The sequence below is a fragment of the Arthrobacter sp. D5-1 genome (assembly GCF_017357425.1).
GTDB lineage: Bacteria > Actinomycetota > Actinomycetes > Actinomycetales > Micrococcaceae > Arthrobacter.
The window spans coordinates 3,310,366-3,328,541 of sequence record NZ_CP014571.1 but is presented as its reverse complement, the minus strand read 5'-3'; the positions used below and the strand labels follow the sequence as shown (position 1 = coordinate 3,328,541).

17 protein-coding genes and 1 tRNA gene are annotated in these 18,176 nt (G+C 62.8%); 13 read left to right on the top strand and 5 right to left on the bottom strand.

Annotated elements, in window-relative coordinates:
- The first annotated feature begins 90 nt into the window (after positions 1 to 90).
- Positions 91 to 1,680, top strand: a complete 1,590-nt coding sequence (gene guaA / locus AYX22_RS15305; RefSeq protein WP_207594182.1) for a glutamine-hydrolyzing GMP synthase — start codon at positions 91 to 93, stop codon at positions 1,678 to 1,680.
- A 164-nt stretch (positions 1,681 to 1,844) separates the two neighbouring features.
- Entirely contained in the window at positions 1,845 to 6,008 is a 4,164-nt protein-coding gene (locus tag AYX22_RS15300) for an AAA family ATPase (RefSeq protein ID WP_207597608.1), read from the top strand.
- A gap of 26 nt (positions 6,009 to 6,034) precedes the next feature.
- Here AYX22_RS15300 and AYX22_RS15295 read toward each other — a convergent pair whose 3' ends face one another.
- From AYX22_RS15295 to AYX22_RS15285, 3 genes are all read right to left on the bottom strand, one after another.
- Positions 6,035 to 6,838, bottom strand: a complete 804-nt coding sequence (locus AYX22_RS15295) for an RcpC/CpaB family pilus assembly protein (RefSeq protein ID WP_207594181.1) — start codon at positions 6,836 to 6,838, stop codon at positions 6,035 to 6,037.
- A 70-nt stretch (positions 6,839 to 6,908) separates the two neighbouring features.
- A complete protein-coding gene (locus tag AYX22_RS15290) occupies positions 6,909 to 7,172 on the bottom strand; it encodes an FmdB family zinc ribbon protein (RefSeq protein WP_207594180.1) in 264 nt (87 codons plus the stop codon).
- A gap of 136 nt (positions 7,173 to 7,308) precedes the next feature.
- Positions 7,309 to 7,917 carry a 5-formyltetrahydrofolate cyclo-ligase gene (locus tag AYX22_RS15285; protein ID WP_207594179.1) on the bottom strand — a complete coding sequence of 203 codons (609 nt, stop codon included), beginning with the start codon at positions 7,915 to 7,917 and terminating at the stop codon, positions 7,309 to 7,311.
- 128 nt (positions 7,918 to 8,045) lie between these two features.
- Between AYX22_RS15285 and galU the strand changes: the two genes are divergently transcribed.
- The 11 genes from galU to AYX22_RS15230 all read left to right on the top strand — a co-directional run bounded on the left by galU (position 8,046) and on the right by AYX22_RS15230 (position 15,972).
- Entirely contained in the window at positions 8,046 to 8,951 is a 906-nt protein-coding gene (gene galU, locus AYX22_RS15280) for a UTP--glucose-1-phosphate uridylyltransferase GalU (RefSeq protein WP_089597525.1), read from the top strand.
- A 7-nt stretch (positions 8,952 to 8,958) separates the two neighbouring features.
- The gene (locus AYX22_RS15275) at positions 8,959 to 9,570 is read left to right on the top strand and encodes a GNAT family protein (protein ID WP_207594178.1); all 612 of its coding nucleotides are present in this window, start codon (positions 8,959 to 8,961) and stop codon (positions 9,568 to 9,570) included.
- 145 nt (positions 9,571 to 9,715) lie between these two features.
- Positions 9,716 to 10,597, top strand: coding sequence for a hypothetical protein (locus AYX22_RS15270; RefSeq protein ID WP_207597607.1), 882 nt, complete (start codon positions 9,716 to 9,718; stop codon positions 10,595 to 10,597).
- Positions 10,598 to 10,603: 6 nt separating this feature from the next.
- Positions 10,604 to 11,404 carry an NAD(P)H-binding protein gene (locus AYX22_RS15265; RefSeq protein WP_207594177.1) on the top strand — a complete coding sequence of 267 codons (801 nt, stop codon included), beginning with the start codon at positions 10,604 to 10,606 and terminating at the stop codon, positions 11,402 to 11,404.
- A 38-nt stretch (positions 11,405 to 11,442) separates the two neighbouring features.
- Positions 11,443 to 11,515, top strand: a tRNA-Ala gene (locus tag AYX22_RS15260).
- A gap of 248 nt (positions 11,516 to 11,763) precedes the next feature.
- Positions 11,764 to 12,306, top strand: coding sequence for a PadR family transcriptional regulator (locus tag AYX22_RS15255; RefSeq protein ID WP_089595737.1), 543 nt, complete (start codon positions 11,764 to 11,766; stop codon positions 12,304 to 12,306).
- Positions 12,307 to 12,310: 4 nt separating this feature from the next.
- Positions 12,311 to 14,023, top strand: a complete 1,713-nt coding sequence (locus tag AYX22_RS15250; RefSeq protein ID WP_207594176.1) for an AarF/UbiB family protein — start codon at positions 12,311 to 12,313, stop codon at positions 14,021 to 14,023.
- 41 nt (positions 14,024 to 14,064) lie between these two features.
- Positions 14,065 to 14,589, top strand: a complete 525-nt coding sequence (locus AYX22_RS15245) for a universal stress protein (protein WP_207594175.1) — start codon at positions 14,065 to 14,067, stop codon at positions 14,587 to 14,589.
- Positions 14,576 to 15,019: a CrcB family protein gene (locus AYX22_RS15240; protein ID WP_207594174.1), complete on the top strand. Its 444-nt coding sequence runs from the start codon at positions 14,576 to 14,578 to the stop codon at positions 15,017 to 15,019. Before AYX22_RS15245 ends, AYX22_RS15240 begins: the two co-directional genes overlap by 14 nt.
- On the top strand, positions 15,016 to 15,387 hold the full coding sequence (gene crcB / locus AYX22_RS15235) for a fluoride efflux transporter CrcB (RefSeq protein ID WP_207594173.1): 372 nt from the start codon (positions 15,016 to 15,018) through the stop codon (positions 15,385 to 15,387). The genes AYX22_RS15240 and crcB overlap by 4 nt, the downstream gene beginning before the upstream one ends.
- Before the next feature lie 54 nt (positions 15,388 to 15,441).
- Positions 15,442 to 15,972, top strand: coding sequence for a ferritin (locus tag AYX22_RS15230; protein ID WP_207594172.1), 531 nt, complete (start codon positions 15,442 to 15,444; stop codon positions 15,970 to 15,972).
- A 35-nt stretch (positions 15,973 to 16,007) separates the two neighbouring features.
- On the opposite strand, the gene zapE is transcribed toward AYX22_RS15230, so the two are convergent.
- Complete coding sequence (gene zapE / locus AYX22_RS15225) at positions 16,008 to 17,180, bottom strand: cell division protein ZapE (protein ID WP_242703352.1); 1,173 nt, start codon at positions 17,178 to 17,180, stop codon at positions 16,008 to 16,010.
- Complete coding sequence (corA, locus tag AYX22_RS15220) at positions 17,177 to 18,172, bottom strand: magnesium/cobalt transporter CorA (protein ID WP_207594171.1); 996 nt, start codon at positions 18,170 to 18,172, stop codon at positions 17,177 to 17,179. Before corA ends, zapE begins: the two co-directional genes overlap by 4 nt.
- Between the last annotated feature and the right edge of the window lie 4 nt (positions 18,173 to 18,176).

Here is an 18,176-nt window from a genome sequence, read left to right as displayed (position 1 = left end):
ACTGTGAGATGCCTAACGACGCGGCCTTTTTGGCCTCTGGCCGCCCTCGTCAACGTGCACCGGGGCGGCCCGGCAAAGTAGTCTTGTCTGGTGACTACTCCCACCGCACCCCAAACTTCCCAGAAGCCGGTGCTGGTTGTTGACTACGGTGCCCAGTACGCGCAGCTGATTGCCCGCCGCGTCCGCGAAGCGAATGTGTATTCGGAAATTGTTCCGCACACCTTCACCACCGAGCAGCTTCTGGCCAAGAACCCGGCAGCCATCATCCTCTCCGGAGGACCCTCCAGCGTGTACGCAGAGGGAGCCCCGAGCGTCGGCGCTGATCTCTTCGAAGCCGGGGTGCCTGTATTTGGCATTTGCTACGGCTTCCAGGCGATGGCCAACGCGTTGGGCGGTAAGGTGGCCCAGACGGGTCTCCGCGAGTACGGCGCTACTGAAGCCCTTGTCGTAGGCGACGCCCGGTCCATCCTGGACGGCGTCCCCTCCTCACAGAACACCTGGATGAGCCACGGTGACTCCGTTCACGAGGCCCCTGAGGGCTTCGAAGTCCTCGCCTCCACGGCTGGTGCGCCGGTGGCTGCCTTCGCCAACGACGAGAAGCGCCTCTACGGTGTCCAGTGGCACCCCGAAGTCAAGCATTCAGTCCACGGCCAGCACGTCCTGGAGAACTTCCTGTTCAAGGGTGCGGGCCTGAGCCCCAACTGGACTACGGGCAATATCCTCGAAGAGCAGGTGGAGCGGATCCGTCAGCAGATCGGGGACTCCAAGGTTATTTGTGGTCTCTCCGGCGGCGTTGATTCCGCTGTTGCTGCGGCTTTGGTCCAGCGCGCCGTTGGCGACCAATTGACCTGTGTCTTCGTCGACCACGGACTCCTGCGTGAAGGCGAAGCCGAACAGGTTGAGCGCGACTTCGTGGCAGCCACGGGCGTCAACCTCTACGTAGCCAATGAGCAGGAACGCTTCCAGTCAGCATTGGCCGGGGTCAGCGATCCCGAAACCAAGCGCAAGATCATTGGCCGCGAATTCATTCGTGCCTTCGAGGAAGCGGAGCGGGCCATTATCGCCCAGGCTGCTGCCGAAGGCGAGAAGATCAAGTTCCTGGTTCAGGGAACCCTGTACCCGGACGTCGTCGAATCCGGTGGCGGCGAAGGTGCTGCCAACATCAAGAGCCACCACAACGTGGGCGGGCTTCCCGAGGACCTGCAGTTCGAGCTTGTTGAGCCGCTGCGGGCACTGTTCAAGGACGAAGTACGCGCAGTCGGCGCCCAGCTTGGGCTGCCGCAGGAAATCGTCGGCCGCCAGCCGTTCCCTGGCCCCGGTTTGGGAATCCGCATCGTGGGCGAAGTGACCAAGGAACGCCTGGACCTGCTGCGCAAGGCGGATGCCATTGCCCGTGCGGAGCTCACGGCTGCCGGCTTGGACAACGACGTCTGGCAGATGCCGGTAGTCCTCCTGGCCGATGTCCGAAGCGTTGGTGTCCAGGGTGATGGCCGTACCTACGGCCACCCGATCGTGCTGCGTCCGGTGTCCTCCGAAGACGCCATGACGGCGGACTGGTCGCGACTGCCTTACGACCTCCTTGCCCGGATCTCCAACCGCATCACCAATGAGGTCGACGGCGTGAACCGCGTGGTGCTGGATGTCACCAGCAAGCCACCGGGAACCATCGAGTGGGAATAGCATTCTGAGTGGCCGGCTTCCTCTGGGAGGCCGGCCACTGTGCTTGAACCCACCGGGTGCCGCGGCCTGTGAAATCGGCAGGCACCTGTGAAATGACGGCGAATTTCGCGTCGGAACAGCGTTGCGGAGCGGACTGCCAAGGTATTCCCGCTACCCTCGAAGGTATGCCGGTATGGTCCAAGGCGTCTAAAGCTAGTACAGAAAAGAAGGCAGAAGTTGTGTCATTAGGTCAAGGCCAGGAAGAGGGCTCCGAAGAGCTCCGCAAATGGCTGTCTGGTCTTAAACCCGTCACCGGGGCGGACACGATGCTGCGTTTCGTCAAGACGCCCGAAGGCGCCATCGATTTGAGCAACGCACACCCCTCGGGGTTGGCGCAGTTGCTGGCAGGTCGCAGAACCCGTCTGTCCACGTTGATCCGGGACCGGCAGCAATACTTGGTGGCGGCCCGTGCCGCCCGCAACATCAGGTCCAAGATCTTTGAGCTGAGCAATGATCGCGGCATTGAAGCCGGATATTTGTCTGCGGGCACCGTGGTGTGGACCTCTGCCGTGGGCGGAAAACCGCAGCGTGTGTCGGCCCCTGTGATGCTCGCTTCCATCATCCTGACCATCAGGCCGGGTGAAGACGACTTTGAACTCCAGCTCACCGAGCAGGCACGCATGAACCCTGCCCTGGTGCGCCACCTCAAGTCAGTCCACGGCATAGTCTTTGACGTCAACGCCGTGGCGCGCATGGCCTACAACACGGCCCGGTTCGATCCCCAGCCGGTACTTGACCGCCTGGCCACACTCGTCCAGCCGATTCACGGCGCCGAGGTGGATTTCAACTTGCTGGTCACCACCCTGGCTGACCTCTCGGGAAACCTTGATGATCCCTGGATCAACATGAACAACCCCACCGTGGCAGCGCTTGCTGTTGCGGCAAACGGTGGTGACATTGAGCCTGAGCCCATTAAGGCGGGCCGGTTCCCGAGCCTTGACCTGCGAGATCCGGCAGATGAGCTCCTCCTGCTGGACGCCGACACGGACCAGCAGTACGTGGTGGATGCCGTCCGGGCCGGAGATTCCCTGGTAGTGAGCACCCCGCCGGGAAGCGGACAGACGCAAACGGCCATCAACGCGATCGGTGCGCTGGTCAGCGAAGGCAAATCCGTACTGGTGGTTGGGGACAGGCAGTCCAGCCTGGCGGGACTTTCCGCCCACTTGGAATCGCTCGGCCTCGACTCCATGCTGTTCCGCCCGGGTAACGGGACCACGCCGCAGCAGCTCAAAGGCCAGCTGGTCCGCGCCATCATGCGCAACGAAAAAGCGCTTGAGCCTCAACTGGGCAACTTGCACCAGACGCTCACCGGACACCGCCACGCCTTAATGGACCATGTAGCCTCGCTGCACAACGTCCGTGAGCGGTGGGGTTGCTCGCCGTACCAGGCCATGCAGTCGCTGGCAGAACTGACGTCCATCCATCCCGCGCCTTCCACCACGGTCCGACTGAAGCGCAGCGTCCTGGACAACATCAAGGACCGTGAAGAACTGGCCGGCCGCCTGCGCCGGGCAGCGGAGCTTGGCAGCTTCAGCAGGGCGTCCACTTCCAGCCCTTGGTATGGAGCGCGACTGGTGACGCGCAAGGAGACCGAGGAAGCCCAACACCTCGCCCGTCTGGCCGAGGAGAAGCTTCCCGTCCTGCGGGACCGGATGAAGCAGGTGTCCGATCACGCTGAAATCCGGCTGGGGGACACCTTCACCGAGTGGGGTGCGCAGCTCGAACTGCTCATCGCCGTCCGGGAGAGCCTGGATAAGTTCACCCCGGACATCTTTGACCGGCCGGTGCACGACCTCATTTCCGCGACTGCCAGTTCCGCGTGGCGCCGTGAGCGCAACTTGGAGATGCCTTCCATGCAGCGTTCCCGCCTGCGCCGGGTAGCCAAGGAATATGTGCGGCCCGGAGTCCACATCGCCGACCTTCACAGCTCCCTCGTCCTGGTTCAGGAGCAGCGGGCTCTGTGGGCCGGATACGCCACCACCCAGCGCCACCCGGCAGTGCCCTCCGGGCTCGCCGATCTTGGTGCGCTGTACCGGGAGTTGGATGGCGAGCTGCACCGCCTCGGTGCTGCCCTCAAGCACACCAGCGCTGGTGGCTCCCTGCACGGGACACCGTACTTGGAACTGATGGAGCGGCTGGAACGGCTTGTTGCTGACACGGCAACACTGGAGACACTTCCCGAACGCACCCTCCTGATCGAGGAAATGCGCGAGCACGGCCTTGGTGAGTTGCTGTCCGACCTGGCTGCCCGCGAGGTTCCTGCCGGCTCCGTGGCCGCCGAATTGGATCTGGCCTGGTGGCAATCCGCTTTGGAAGCCATGATCAGCGGCGACGACTACCTTGCGATGTCCGATGGCGATTCGCTGCGCCGCCTGGAAGCCGAATACCGGCTTGCTGACCAGGCCCACATCGCCAGTGGTGCTGCCCGTCTCCGCTGGCAGTTGGCACAGAAATGGCGCCAAGGCCTGCTTGAGCACCCCCGGCAGGCGGAACTGCTGCGAGCCTTGCTGAAGGATGGCCGGGTTACTTTGCCGGCGCTGAGCGCCCAGGCGCCTGAGCTTGTGCCACTCCTGGTGCCCGTTTGGTCTGTCAGCCCCTACCTCTTGACTGGTGTCCTCCCGGCCGAGCAAAAGTTTGACGCCGTGGTGGTCATCGACGCCGAATCCACCTCGCTGCAGGCCGTACTTCCTGCCATCGCCCGGGCGAAGCAGGTGGTGGCCTTCGGTGATGCGAAGATTGCGCATGCACGGACCTTCAGCGTTGCTGTGGAACCGCCTGTAGCCGGTGTTGCCAGCCACGAGAATGTTGACAGCGCCTTCAAGGCGCTGGCCAGGGTCCTTCCGACCTGGCAACTGAACTGGGTCTACCGCGCCGTAGACGAGGACCTGATCCTTCAGCTGAGCAAGAATTACTACGACGGTGGCCTGCGCCGCCTGCCCGACGGCAACTCTGTCACGGGACTGGACCGTTCCATCCTGGTGGAGTACATCCCCGATGGCACCGGGCTTCCGGGTGCAGACCATGAGGGCGTCGAGTCCGTCACTGCCGAGGTCAATCGCGTGGTGGACCTTGTGTTCGAACACGCAAGGCTGCGTCCCCGCACGTCCCTGGCGGTGGTAACTGCCAGCTTGCGCCATGCTGCCCGCATCGGCGAGGCCATCAGGCTTCAACTGCCCAACCACCCCCTGCTGTCCACGTTCTTTGGCGCCGGTCCCGAGTCCTTCCGTGTGGTGGATCTGGAGCGGGCCCAAGGCCTGGTACGGGACCACGTGATCTTCTCGCTTGGCTACGGCCGCACACCACATGGCCGGGCACTCCATTCGTTCGGTCCGCTGTCCGCCGAGGGTGGCCGGAACCGTTTCGCTTTGGCCATGACCCGCGCACGGCGTTCCATGCACGTCCTGAGCTGCTTCCGTCCCGAGGACCTTGACCTCGATCGGCTGGCTCATGGTGCAGTGGACTTCTACGAGCTGCTGGACCGGGAACTCTCGGGAAACAGCAACCTCGGTACACCCGCGTCCCGTGCTGTTGCCAGTGAGCAGGCGCTCGGTGAGGATCCCTTGGTTGCTGACCTTGGAGAACGCCTGCGGGCCCGGGGAGCCCGGGTCTGGCATCTCTACGATGGCGTTCTGGACATCGCAGCTGCGGCGGATCCCGTCCACACGATCGGCCGGGAGGGAGCAGAAATCCCCACACCTGTCGCGATCGAATCCGATGGCACTGAACGCTACCGGCGGATGAGCGTCCGGGAACGCAGCCGGCTGCGTCCGCAGCTGCTGGAGCGCATGGGATGGCGCTACATGTCCCTGTGGACCATTGAGGTCTTCACTGATCCTTCGTCCTGCGCGGATCGCATCGGATCCTACCTTGGGCTGGAGAATCACATTCCGCGGTCGACGTCGCCTGAGCATGGCTTCCTGGACATGGACGTTGAACAATTGAGTGTGGACAAGGGGCAGCAAACGTTCGCTCCAAGTCCGGCACGGCAGGCACCAGACCAGATTGACGACGCTGCCGATGATGCAGACAGCGAAGCAGAGAACGGGAAAGAAGTACCACTGATGGAAGAAGCAACTGGTCCTGAAGGCGGATCCGAGACCGAATCCTCCGCGCCAGGCGCCGACACCACTGAAGAAACTGCGGACGCCACGGCCGCCGCAGCCAAACCAGGCGTGAGTGGCATTCTGCCCACCAAAGCAGCGGAAGACGATCCCCGGCGCTGGGGCGATGAGTCCGGTTACGACCATGAGCAGTGGCTTAAGGAACAAAAGCCGCCGCACTGGGGCTAACCGTCCACCGCCATCTGAACCACCCATCACGGGTTGACCAAAACAAAGAAAAGCTTGCCGTGCGTTGATGCGCCGGCAAGCTTTTCTGCTTGCTGTGGATCCGCAGCAACCACCACCAAGCCTTCGGTGTCGCTGGTGCCCAGCCATTCGCCTGCCTTGCCCCCGTGGGCTGAGGTCCAGAGCACGGGGACGGGACCGGCGAGTACTTGTGTTTCCCTGGATTCGTCATAGGATCCGGCTGCCGTGAGGACCACCGTGACCAACTGGCCGGGGGAGAGGAGCTGGATGGACGACGGGTCGGCCATCCGCAGGGGAACGGCTGCGGTGCCCACGGGTGATCCAGTGAGAAGCCCGGGACCCAGGAGGCTGGACTCAGTGGGGATCTGCCCCCGGCTCAAGGGAGCGGCCAACTGTCTGCCTGTGAGGTCCCCGCCATCTGAGAGGGCTCCGGTGACGGCGAGGTCCTGGGGCACTCCCACCCGGGTGAAATCGGCTTCTGTGAGAGTGGTTCCCGTGGGGAGGTCACGGGCGGCCACCATGACACTGATTCGCAGCTCCGAAGCCGGAGTCAGCTGTTGGACGGCGATGCCGGCGGCCAGGCACAGCAGGAGGGCAACAGTGAGACGGCGGTTGCGGGCGATCCAGGAGCCGATCCTTTGCCTTCTGCCTTGGCGGGCTGAATAATTCAGCTGCCGGTGAAAGCTTGTGGCATTTTTGCGGGGCCGGGACGACTGCCCTCCCGCACCAAACGGGTCCGGGGGCCAAGGGCCGGCAGGCGACGCTGAACGCCGGGCGCGGGCAAGGAGGGCGCTTCGAGACTGTTGTGGCATGCCGCCACGTTAGCCAGCCGGACAGGCCGGATAACAGCGGCCTGAAGCGCTATGTGGAAAAGTGGGGAAGTTAGCTTGCTGCAGCTGCCGGTGCCGGGGCGGCTGCGGGAGCGGACGGCGCGGCGGCGGGTGCGGCTGAAACAGTGCTGCCCTTGGCATCACGGGAATCAGTCCGGTAGAAACCAGAGCCCTTGAAGACGACACCGACGCTGTTGAACTTCTTGCGAAGGGCGCCCTTGCACTCGGGGCACTCCGTCAGGGAGCTGTCAGAGAAGGACTGGACGATGTCAAAGGCATGGTCACAGTCTTTGCAGGCGTATGCGTATGTGGGCACTGAGTTCCTCCTTCAGGACAAAGGTCAGGTCCTGTGCAGCAACGGCGGAGATTTCGCTTCGCATTAGCAGTCGCAGGGCCTGAGTGCCAATTCTATCATCGGTCTACAGTGCATGCGCCAGTGGATGTGCGGGACCTCACGGGGCTCTCTCGTCGAGATGGACCACCCCGGAGGGAGTCAGCACTTCCCGCACGGGGCGGTCGAATGCTTCGGCGGGAATCGAACCTGAAGGCAACAGGTCGGCGTCGTACACCACCGCAATGGTGGGCGGCCGCTGGCCGGAATCGTCGAGCCCATGGAGGAGCCGGTCGTAGTAACCGCCGCCCTGGCCGATCCGGTTGCCATCCCTGTCCACTGCCGTGGCTGGCATGAAGATCCCCGCCGCGCCTGCCACCACCTGGCTTTCCATGCGTTCGCCCTCAGGTTCGTCGATAGGGGCGTAGGAGGAACGGACGAAAACTGTCGACGGGGTCCAATAGACCCAGCTCAGCTGCCGGCCGGGCTCGCACACGGGAAGGAGGATCCTGTGTCCGGCCTCGTGCAGGGAATGGATGAGCGGCATGGTGGGTGGCTCAAACGCGACACCTACATAGACGGCAAAAGTGGCCGCCGTGCCGGAGGAAGCTGCAGCCGCCCATTCCGTTCCATGCTGCGCGATCGACGCACCGGCAGCAGCGATCTGTTCGGGGGAGAGGGCGCGCCTTTGGAGGCGGCGGCTGCTGCGGATGTCTTCCTTCGATGCCATGGATGTCCGATCGTGAGGTTCGTCTGATGCCGGTCCGGCGACAAAAGCTGCGGTTCAGTCCACAGAAATGTTGTCCCGGCGCGGCGAGGGTTTAGCCGATGATGTATTCCTTCCGTTACATTAGTCCGGTGACTCTCGATAACAATGCTGTCCGTAAGGCCGTCATCCCCGCAGCGGGTCTTGGTACCCGTTTCCTGCCTGCAACAAAGGCGATGCCGAAGGAAATGCTGCCCGTGGTTGACAAGCCAGCCATCCAGTACGTCGTCGAAGAAGCGGTCAAGGTTGGCCTGCACGACGTCCTGATGATCACTGGGCGCAGCAAGCGCGCCCTGGAGGATCATTTCGACCGTGTGCCGGCGCTGGAAGCGACGCTGGCCGAAAAGGGCGATACCGCCAAGCTTGAGGCCATCCAATCCGCCACCAACCTCGGTGACATCCACTACGTCCGCCAAGGCGACCCCAACGGCCTGGGCCACGCTGTCCTTCGTGCGAAGCAGCACGTCGGGCACGAGCCTTTTGCCGTACTCCTCGGCGATGACCTGATCGATGCCCGGGATAACCTCCTGAGCGACATGATCGCCGTCCAGCAAAAGACCGGCGGTTCCGTGGTTGCCCTGATCGAGGTGGAGCCCTCCAAGATCAGTGCCTATGGTTGCGCCGACGTCGAGGAGATCGGTGAAGACGGCTACGTCCGCATTAAGCAGCTGGTGGAAAAGCCTTCTCCGGAAGAAGCGCCGTCCAACCTTGCCGTGATCGGGCGCTACGTGCTGCATCCGGCAGTGTTCGATGTTCTCGAAAAGACCGAGCCGGGCCGTGGTGGCGAGATCCAGCTGACCGACGCCCTCGAGGTGCTGGCAGCCGGCGAAGGTGAAGGCTACGGCGTGTACGGCGTTGTTTTCCGGGGCCGTCGCTACGATACCGGTGACAAACTCAGCTACCTCAAGGCCTGCATCGAGTTGGCCTGCGAACGCGAGGACCTCGGTCCTGAACTGCGTGAGTGGCTGCCGACCTTCACTGCTTCGCTTCCCAAGTAACCTCAGGATGTACGGTTCTGCGATCTGGCCGGTGACGCTGGAAAGCGGAGACCTGCTTCTTCGCCCCATCCGATACCGCGACAAGCGGGAGTGGTCTGAAGTCCGTTCGCGGAACAGCGAATGGCTTGCTCCCTGGGAGGCGTCCAACCCGGCACCGGGTGGGCGCCTGCCCAGTTATCGGCAGATGGTGGCCTCGCTGAACAACCAAGCCCGACAGTCCACGGCATTGCCTTTCCTCATTGTCGAGCGGACCCCTGGATTCCGTGAGCCGCTCATCGTCGGGCAGTTGACCGTTTCCTCCATCATTTGGGGATCGGCCATGATGGCTACGTTGGGGTACTGGGTGGATAAGGAGCGGGCCGGGCACGGTATTGCTCCGACGGCGGTGGCCATGGCAACGGACCACTGCTTCAAGGTGTTGGGCCTTCACCGCATGGAGATCAATATCAGGCCCGAAAACGCCCCCAGCCTGAGGGTGGTGGAGAAGCTTGGATTCCGGGATGAGGGGTATCGGGAACGGTACCTGCACATCAACGGCGAATGGGCTGACCACCGGTCCTTTGCCCTGACATCGGACGAGGTTCCTGAGGGTCTGCTGCGTCGGTGGCTCAGAGGATAAATGGGCAGGTCATAGGCCATTTTGTCCGTATATCCAGTCATTTGAGGACTCGACGACGACACACCGGCCGCAATGCCGCCGCGCCCGGTGATTTGCTTCTACGGTTTTGAATGTGGACTTCCCTCTCAGCAGCTCAGTGATACTCGTGGTCACAGTTGCGCTGTGGATGGTCTGGGTGGCGCCCTACGTTCTCCGGAACAGGCGCCAACAAGTCCAAACGGCCGCTGTTCCAGCAGGGGCAATCGACGACGAACCAGACGAACCGCAGGCAGGGGTGGTACTGACTTTGGCACCTCAGCAGGAGAAACCGATGGAGACCATGCACAGCAAAGCACCGGCGTCGCCCCAGGAATCCCGCGCGGCTGAGTCGTCCGTGCGGAAAGCGCCCACCACTCCATTCACCATCCGCTATGCCCGGCTCACTTTGGCCTTGGCAGGCCTTGCCTTGCTGGTGACGGCGGCCGTTTCGGGCATCCTCCTCACCTTTGGCGTCGGGTCATTCTGGTTGCCGCTGGTGTCCTTCATCGGTGCGGTGCTCGCCGTCGTCACCTTGCGGAAGCTCGCTCTCAGGGATCTTCGCGAACGCCGGGCACGCCGTGCGGCGCAGGCAGCGCCCATCCCGACGCCCGCACGCTACTTGCCCAAGGAACCAGCAGTGGAAGCGAAGGAAACCACGGTTTTCGACGCCGAAGCCACCAGCCGTGAAGCTGCGCGCTTGTCCGCTGTTGAGCTTCGCCAGGCTGCTTTGGCGGTTGCCGTTGCCGCAGGAGACACATCAGCGCAAGCAACCGATTCCAAAGGTGCCAGCTGGGAGCCTGTTGCAGTTCCCAAGCCCACGTATGTTGAAGCCGCCAAGGCTTCAAGGCCGGCCCCCGAGCCGCTGGACCTCCCTGAGGCTCCCAAACCCGTGGGCAAGCCCGTCCTGAAGCAAGGTGCTGAGCAGGCCGAGGCATCTGCTGCCGTCTCCGCCAAGGGGCAGAGCGCGCTCAGTAACCTGGACGACGTCCTGCAGCGCCGCCGCGCCTAGCCACGCATGGCCAGTATCTGCGTAGCAGGCGGTACCGGCCAGGTAGGTCGCGAGGTTGTCCGGCTTGCTCTGGATGCGGGTCATGAGGTGACCTCTTTGTCACGCCACGTGCCGCCTCCCGGCTCGGAGAAGCATCACGACGGCGCCACCTACGTTGCGGGCGACGTCACCACAGGAGAAGGGCTGGCGGCCGCACTGGAGGGCGTCGACGTCGTGATTGACTGCCTTGAAGCTCAGTTCGGCAAAGCCCAACGAGAATTCGCCGACGGCGGTGCCCGCCTTCTTGCCTCGGCTCACCGTGCCGGGGTCGGCAGGGCGGTGGCGTTGTCCATCATTAACTGCGACCTCAGCAGTTATTCGTATTACGTCTCCAAGGTTGGGAAAGAGCGGAAGTACTCTGCATCTCCGCTTGAGACCGTGGTGGTTCGCGCAACACAGTTTCACGGCTTGGTGGCAATGATCTTCGCTGCCGGGGCCAAGGTGCGCCTCATTCCTGTCTTCAAGCGCACAAGATTCCAGACCATCTCGCCAGTTGACGTTGCACGGGCACTGCTGGACGCTGCCATGGAGAGCGCCTCTCCTGAACGTCACCGCCTGCGTACGGTGGGTGGTCCGGAAGTGCTCACCATGCGGCAGATGGCGGAGTCGTGGAAGGCGGTTACCGGCGCGCGGGGAACGATTGTGGAGGTGCCGTTGCCTGGGGCGATGGGTGCATTCCTGCGATCCGGCAACAACCTGATCCCCGGGCAAAAGGATGGCGTGGAGACGTTCGTGTCGTGGTTGGAAAAGCGCCGCGAAAGTTTGTAGCCTAGGGACACTGGCCGGACGGTTACGGTCTGGCCCAGGGGGCTATAGCTCAGTTGGTAGAGCGCTTCGTTCGCATCGAAGAGGTCAGGAGTTCGAATCTCCTTAGCTCCACAATTCAGCCCGCCAGCTATCGTGCCCGGCAAGTAGTGGATCTTTCAAGCACAAGCAAAGACGAGTACCAACTACTCGTGTGCCTCGAAGGAACTCGATGGCCAAACACCTCATCTCCTTTCCATGGTTAGTCAGCGCAGCCATACCCGCCAGCATGAACCGGCCATCCCTCCGTTGTTCCTAAGCCGCGTGAAGGTATATCGTTAACTATCGTTTAGTATCGTTCGCGACTGATTGAGGTGAGCTTGATGCACAATTCATTCCCTGCAAACGGATTCATGGGCAACAACCTGGACGGCATGTGGCAAGCCGTTGAGGAGTTCCGTTCCCGGTTCGAAAAGCGTTCCGGAACCCGTGCGGGCCGGGGCGAGCTGCGATCGGCGATCCTTGCCCTGCTTGCTGAGCGTCCCATGCACGGCTACCAGATCATTCATGAAATCGAAGAGCGCAGCGGCGGTAGTTGGAAGCCGAGTGCCGGCTCCGTCTATCCCACCCTGCAGCTGTTGGCGGACGAAGGTTTCGTCAGTGCCGAGGAGTCCAACGGGCGCAAAATCTACTCCCTGACCGAAGCGGGCCGGGAGGACGTGGCTGGTTCCGAAACGTCAGCGCCATGGGATTCCCTGGGAACGTCATCGAGCCCGGGTTTCGCTGCACTGCCCAAGGCCGGTGTGGACCTGGCGCAGGCTGCGGCGCAGGTCGGCCGTACCGGGACACCCAAGCAAGTGCAGGAGGCTGTAACGGTGCTTGAGGAGGCACGCCGCCGCCTGTACTCGATCCTCGCCCAGGACTGAAGGGGTGACGTCGATTCGGCGCGAACGGGCTGATTCCCTGAGGGGAGCTGGGAACCCCCGTGCCCGTTATCGTCGAATCCTGCGATTCGCCGCATGGCATTTGGCGGTGACCTGGTGGTTCGAGCTGTTCCTGCCCAGAGTGGGCCTGCGCAGGCTGACTGAACGGAACCGGGCCAACAGAATGCGGCGCTTCGCCCGGCGTTTTCATGGCCTCGCGGTGGAGCTCGGCGGGCTGATGATCAAGGTGGGCCAGTTCATGTCGTCCCGGCTCGATGTGCTCCCGCCGGAAATTACCTCGGAGCTGGAGGGGCTGCAGGACGAAGTTCCACCTGTCCCTTTTCACGCCATCCGGGCCTTGGCTGAGGCCGAACTTGGGGCTTCCCTGGAGGCAGTGTTTGCTTCGGTCGAGGAGACTCCCATCGCGGCAGCTTCACTGGGACAAGCACACCGGGCGAAACTGCTCTCCGGTAACGCCGAGGACACAGGTCTCAGCAGTGTCGTGTTCAAGGTGCAGCGGCCTGGCATCGCCGAAATAGTAGACGTCGACCTCGCTGCCTTGCGGAAAGTGGGAGGCTGGCTCAGCCGCATCCGCCTCGTTTCGAACCGTGCAGACGTTCCTGCGCTGATCAAGGAATTCGCGCAGACCAGCCTCGAGGAAATCGACTACTTGAATGAAGCGGCCAATTCAGAGCGGTTTGCTGCTGACTTCGCCGATGACGCTCGGGTGACCGTTCCGGCGGTGGTGTGGGAGCGGACCACCCGCCGCGTGCTCACCCTCGAAGATGTCACGGCCATCAAGATTACGGACGCGGACTCGCTTCGCCTGGCCGGCATAGACCCCACCGAAGTGGCACCGGTCTTCGCCTCGGTGATGTTTGACCAGTTGTTCACCAAGGGTTTCTTCCACGCCGATCCCCATCCCGGCAATATCTTCGTTACTCCGGCCAATGATCCTTCCAGTGAACATCCGTGGAAACTGACCTTCATAGACTTCGGAATGATGGGCGAGGTTCCCGTGGAGACGCGAAGCGGCCTGCGGAAGCTCCTGATCGCCGCTGCCTCTCGTGACGGCAAGGGACTGGTCACCGCCATCAGCGATGTAGGGGTGCTGATGCAGTCAGCCGATACCCCAGAGCTTGAGCGGGCGATGACGCAGCTCTTTGCGCGTTTCGGTGGCATGGGCTTCGCCGAGCTTCGCGATGTTGACCCACGGGAGTTCCGTGAATTCGGCACTGAATTCGGCAGCGTGATCCGCTCACTGCCCTTCCAATTGCCCGAGAATTTCCTGCTCATTATCAGGGCCATGTCCCTGACGTCGGGTGTGTGCAGCTCTCTGGATGCCCGCTTCAACCTGTGGGACTCGGTGGAACCATATGCGGCCCAACTTCTGCGGGACGAGCGCGGCAACCTGATCAACGATGTCGCGTCCCAAACTCTCGAAGCCGCCGCCATCGCCCTTCGCCTGCCCAAGAGGCTGGACGGGCTGGTCTCGAGACTGGAAGAAGGATCCCTCCAAGTGGGCAACCGGCGCCTGGAGCGGCAGATGGCGAGTCTCATCCTGATGGCGCGGCGTGCAGTGGCGGCGTTGATCTTCGGCGCTCTCCTGATCGCCGGAGCCGTTCTGCGGACGGACGATCCCGGACTGGGCAATGTGCTGATGATCAGCTCAGTGGTCCCGTTGCTCTACGGCCTGTGGTCGGGCCGGCGACAGTCCTGAGAACAACCGCGGGCTCCAGTACCGCGCCGTAGACTTTCCTTGTGACAGAGACTCCCGCCCCGCGTTCCGAGGCTTCCACCAGTGCGGCCGGCCCCATCCTGGTAGGCGTCATGCCGGGGCAGCATCCAGTGGTCCTCCAACAAGCAGCCACTGTGGCGGCCAGTGCCCGGCTGCCGCTGGTGTGCGCCTATGCCGACGTCACGGTGTACCCGGTGGACGGCAGCACCGGAGGGCTGGCAGCGCCGATCGATCCGGACGGCATTGATGCGGATCTTCACAGGATCCCCGAATCACTGGTGCAAACCCTTCATGACCACTTGGACGGCAACGGCGTTGAATGGTCGCTGGTCCATCTGGCCGGGGAACCCGCCCGCGCTTTGGCCCGTGAGGCTGAGGACATTGGAGCCTCCATGATCGTGGTGGGTACCCGGGAGCACAAACTGGCTGCTGCATTGAAAGAACTGACGGCAGGCTCGGTGGCGCGGCACCTGTTCCACCGCCAGGCCCGGCCGGTGCTCGTTGTTCCCGTTAATCCCAGGGTCCCCACTGACGATGACGACGACTGAGGCCAATAACCCCGTCCACCTCCATTGGGGTTTCATCGCGATCGTGGCAGCCGGCGGGGTGTTCGGAGCACTCGCACGGTACGGTTTGGGGCTGGTCATCCCAGCGCCCGGCGCGTGGCCGCTTCCCACCTTGGTCATCAACCTTTCGGGTGCTCTGGTGTTGGGCGCGCTGTTGGAGGGACTTTCACGCCGGGGGCCCGACGTCGGCAATCGCCGGGTCCTGCGGCTCGCCTTGGGCACGGGATTCCTGGGCGCCTACACCACCTACAGCACGTTGGCCCTGGACGCGGTGCACCTGTTCACCGCTGGAGCTGCTCCAGCCGCTGCGGTGTACCTCGCTGCGAGCCTAATAGGCGGGGCCGCCGCTGCCACCGCAGGAATTTGGCTGGGCGCCTGGCATCACCGGCGGGCAACCGGACGACGCTTGTGACAGTCATCCTTCTTGCTCTGGCCGGTGGGCTGGGTGCGGCAGTGCGGTTTGTGGTGGACGGGTTCGTCCGTGCACGCCTGAAGACTGCCTTCCCATGGGGGACCGTCATCATCAATATCTCGGGCTCCCTGTTGCTGGGTTTCCTGGCGGGCCTGGTCATGCGTGGCCAGGCACCGGAGTCCTTGTTGCTCATCCTCGGTACGGGCTTCCTGGGCGGCTACACCACCTTCAGCACCGCCAGCCTTGAGACCATCCGGCTCGTTCAAAGCGGGCGTACAGCATTGGCGGTCATCAACGGCTTGGGGACCATGGCAGTCAGCGTCGTGGCGGCCGCTGCGGGTGTGTGGATCAGTCTGCTGCTGCCCTGAGCAGTGGCGAATCTCACCACCGGAACCGGTATTGTCCGCCTGTAGGATCGAGCCATGGCTAAGAAGACTTTCAATGAGCTGTTGTCCGCCCAGGTTGCGAATGAGTTTGCAGCCTCCCAGCAATACATCGCAGTGGCTGTGTACTTTGATGGCGAAGACTTGCCTCAGCTCGCCCGGCACTTCTACCGTCAGTCGCTCGAGGAGCGAAACCACGCCATGATGATGGTCCAGTACATGCTGGACCGCAATGTGCACGTTGAGATCCCGGGCATCGCCCCTGTTCGCAACAACTTTTCCAACGCCAAGGAGCCCATCGCGTTGGCGTTGGAGCAGGAAAAGGAAGTCACACGCAACATCGAAGAGATGTTCCGCGTTGCCCGTGCAGAGGGAGATGCTTTGGGCGAGCAGTTCATGCTGTGGTTCCTGAAGGAGCAGGTTGAGGAAGTTGCTTCCATGACCACGCTGCTCAACATCACGGAACGGGCTGAGAACCTCTTCGACATCGAGAACTACGTCGCCCGCGAAACGGTCGGCGATGGCGGCGACGATGCCAGTGCACCGTCCGCAGCCGGCGGTGTCATCTAAGGCCGGACCCTTACCATGCTGTGGCCGTCGGAAGCTTAGCTTCCGGCGGCCTCTTCACTGTGGACAGCACTGTCCACGCCATCGTGGTGCTCTGACCGTCCCAAGAGGGACAAACGACTCACTATCCGCGCCAGATCCACCGGCAAAACCGAAAGATCACTGCCGGATGCGTCGATGTCCCATTCCATCGGTCCCTCGCCGATCAGGAACAGCGTGATGTCCTGGTCGTGCAGCACGTCCACCACATTGCTGAACCGCTGCCATGAGGGTGCGGATGCCGAATCGTTTCCTGCAGGGGAGGGAACGTCGTCGATCACCCACGTTTTATAGGTCTCCGCCAACACCAGGAAGTCCGCTGTTGAGGTGAGCCCACCGCAGAGCTCCTCGAAACCGACCCAGAGCACATCGGGGTCGGAGTTCCTGACCACAATCGGCTGGGTTGTCGGTTGCAAAACGCGGCCTTGGGATGGTGCTGGCCGGAAGAGACCGAGGCGCCCCAGTTGTGCGGGCGTGCCGGGAGAGACGATCCGACCTGAGCGGAACGCGGCAAACCCTTCGGCAGGGGCAGTTCCAGCGGCGGGAAAACGGCGGAAATCCGTGGGCCCCTCGATCTCCACGATGTCCATCATCTCTTTGATGGCCTCGATGGTGGGCAGGAAATGGTCGTGCCACAGGGGATTGGGCAGGAGGTCGTCCGGGGCGTAGTTCGAGGTCACCACCAGGGGGATACGGCGCTGCGCAGCAGACCGCAACAACCGGGCAATGAACATGCCATCGCCAACGTCATGGACATGGAATTCGTCGAAGAACAGCACGTCGATTCCATCCAGCAATGCATCCACGGACTGCTCAATGGCAGTTCCGCTGTTGGCTTCAAAGACGTGGGTTCCCGCATGGAGCCTGCGGAAGAAGTCGTGGAAGTGGACACGGCGTTTCCGGGCGTCAAGCTGTCCGTAGAAGCTGTCCATCAGCCATGTCTTGCCGCGGCCCACCGGTCCGTGGAAGTACAGGCTCCGCGGCGCCTTGCGGGGAAGCGGACGACGACGGCCCGTCAGTTGGGCGCCGAAGGCCGCCAACCGCTCGGCTGCCTGTCGCTGACTTGGCTCAAGCGCAAAACCCGCCAGTCCGGCGTCGTGCTCCATCCCCGCCAGCAAAGCGCGGACAGTGTCCCGCGCAGTGCGGGGAGCAGGCCTCGACAGTGGCGTCACAGCCAGCCTTTGCGCTTGAAAATGACGTACATGAGCAGGGCTGCACCGAACATGAGCCCCACCGCCAGGGGGTAGCCAAAGTCCCAATGCAGCTCCGGCATATGGTCAAAATTCATCCCATACACGCCGGCCACGAAGGAAGGGGCAAAGAGGATGGCAGCCCAGGAGGAGATCTTTTTGACTTGCTCGTTCTGCGCGGCGCTGGCTTCGTTCTGGCGGTTGGCCGTCAGGGTGCCATCCAGGGTCAGCGCGTTCTGCAACAGATCCCGGAAGGAGTTCACGCGGGAAATGACGCGCTGGACATGGTCCTCGACGTCGCGCAGGGAGCGCTGCAACTCAATGTCCACGCCATATTTTTCGAAGCCCTTTTCCAGCAGGGCCATCATGTCCGGGAGGGGCTGGATGGCCCGTTGGAACTGGATCACTTCACGGGCGAGCTCGTAGATGCGGCGCGACACAGTACTGTCGCCGCTGAAAAGCTGGTCTTCTATCTCATCGATGTCGTTCTCAAGACCTGCCACTACCGGCGCGTAGTCATCCACCACTTGGTCCAGGAGAGCGTAGAGCACGGCTTCGGGCCCATGGCAGAGAAGGTCCGGTCGTGTCTCCAGCCGGTGGCGGACCCGGGCCACCCCACCGGTCTCAGCGTGCCGGATGGTCACCACAAAGTTTGGTCCGGTGAAGATGTGCAGCTCGCCGAACTCCACTGTCTCGGTTTCATCGAGGTACCTGGCTGGGCGGAGGACAGTAAACAGGTTGTGGTCGTAGCGCTCAAGCTTGGGCCGCTGATGTGCCGAGACGGCGTCCTCCACGGCGAGCTCGTGGAGGCCGAATTCCTGGGCGACGGCGGCCATCTCGTCCTTCGTGGGCCGGTACAAGCCGATCCAGGCCATGCCGCCGTGTTCCGCCAAGGTCTCAAACGTCTGCTCGAGGCTGTGCGGGGTTGCTGTGCGGACGCCGTCTACGTATACGGCGTTATCAATGATTGTCACTGGT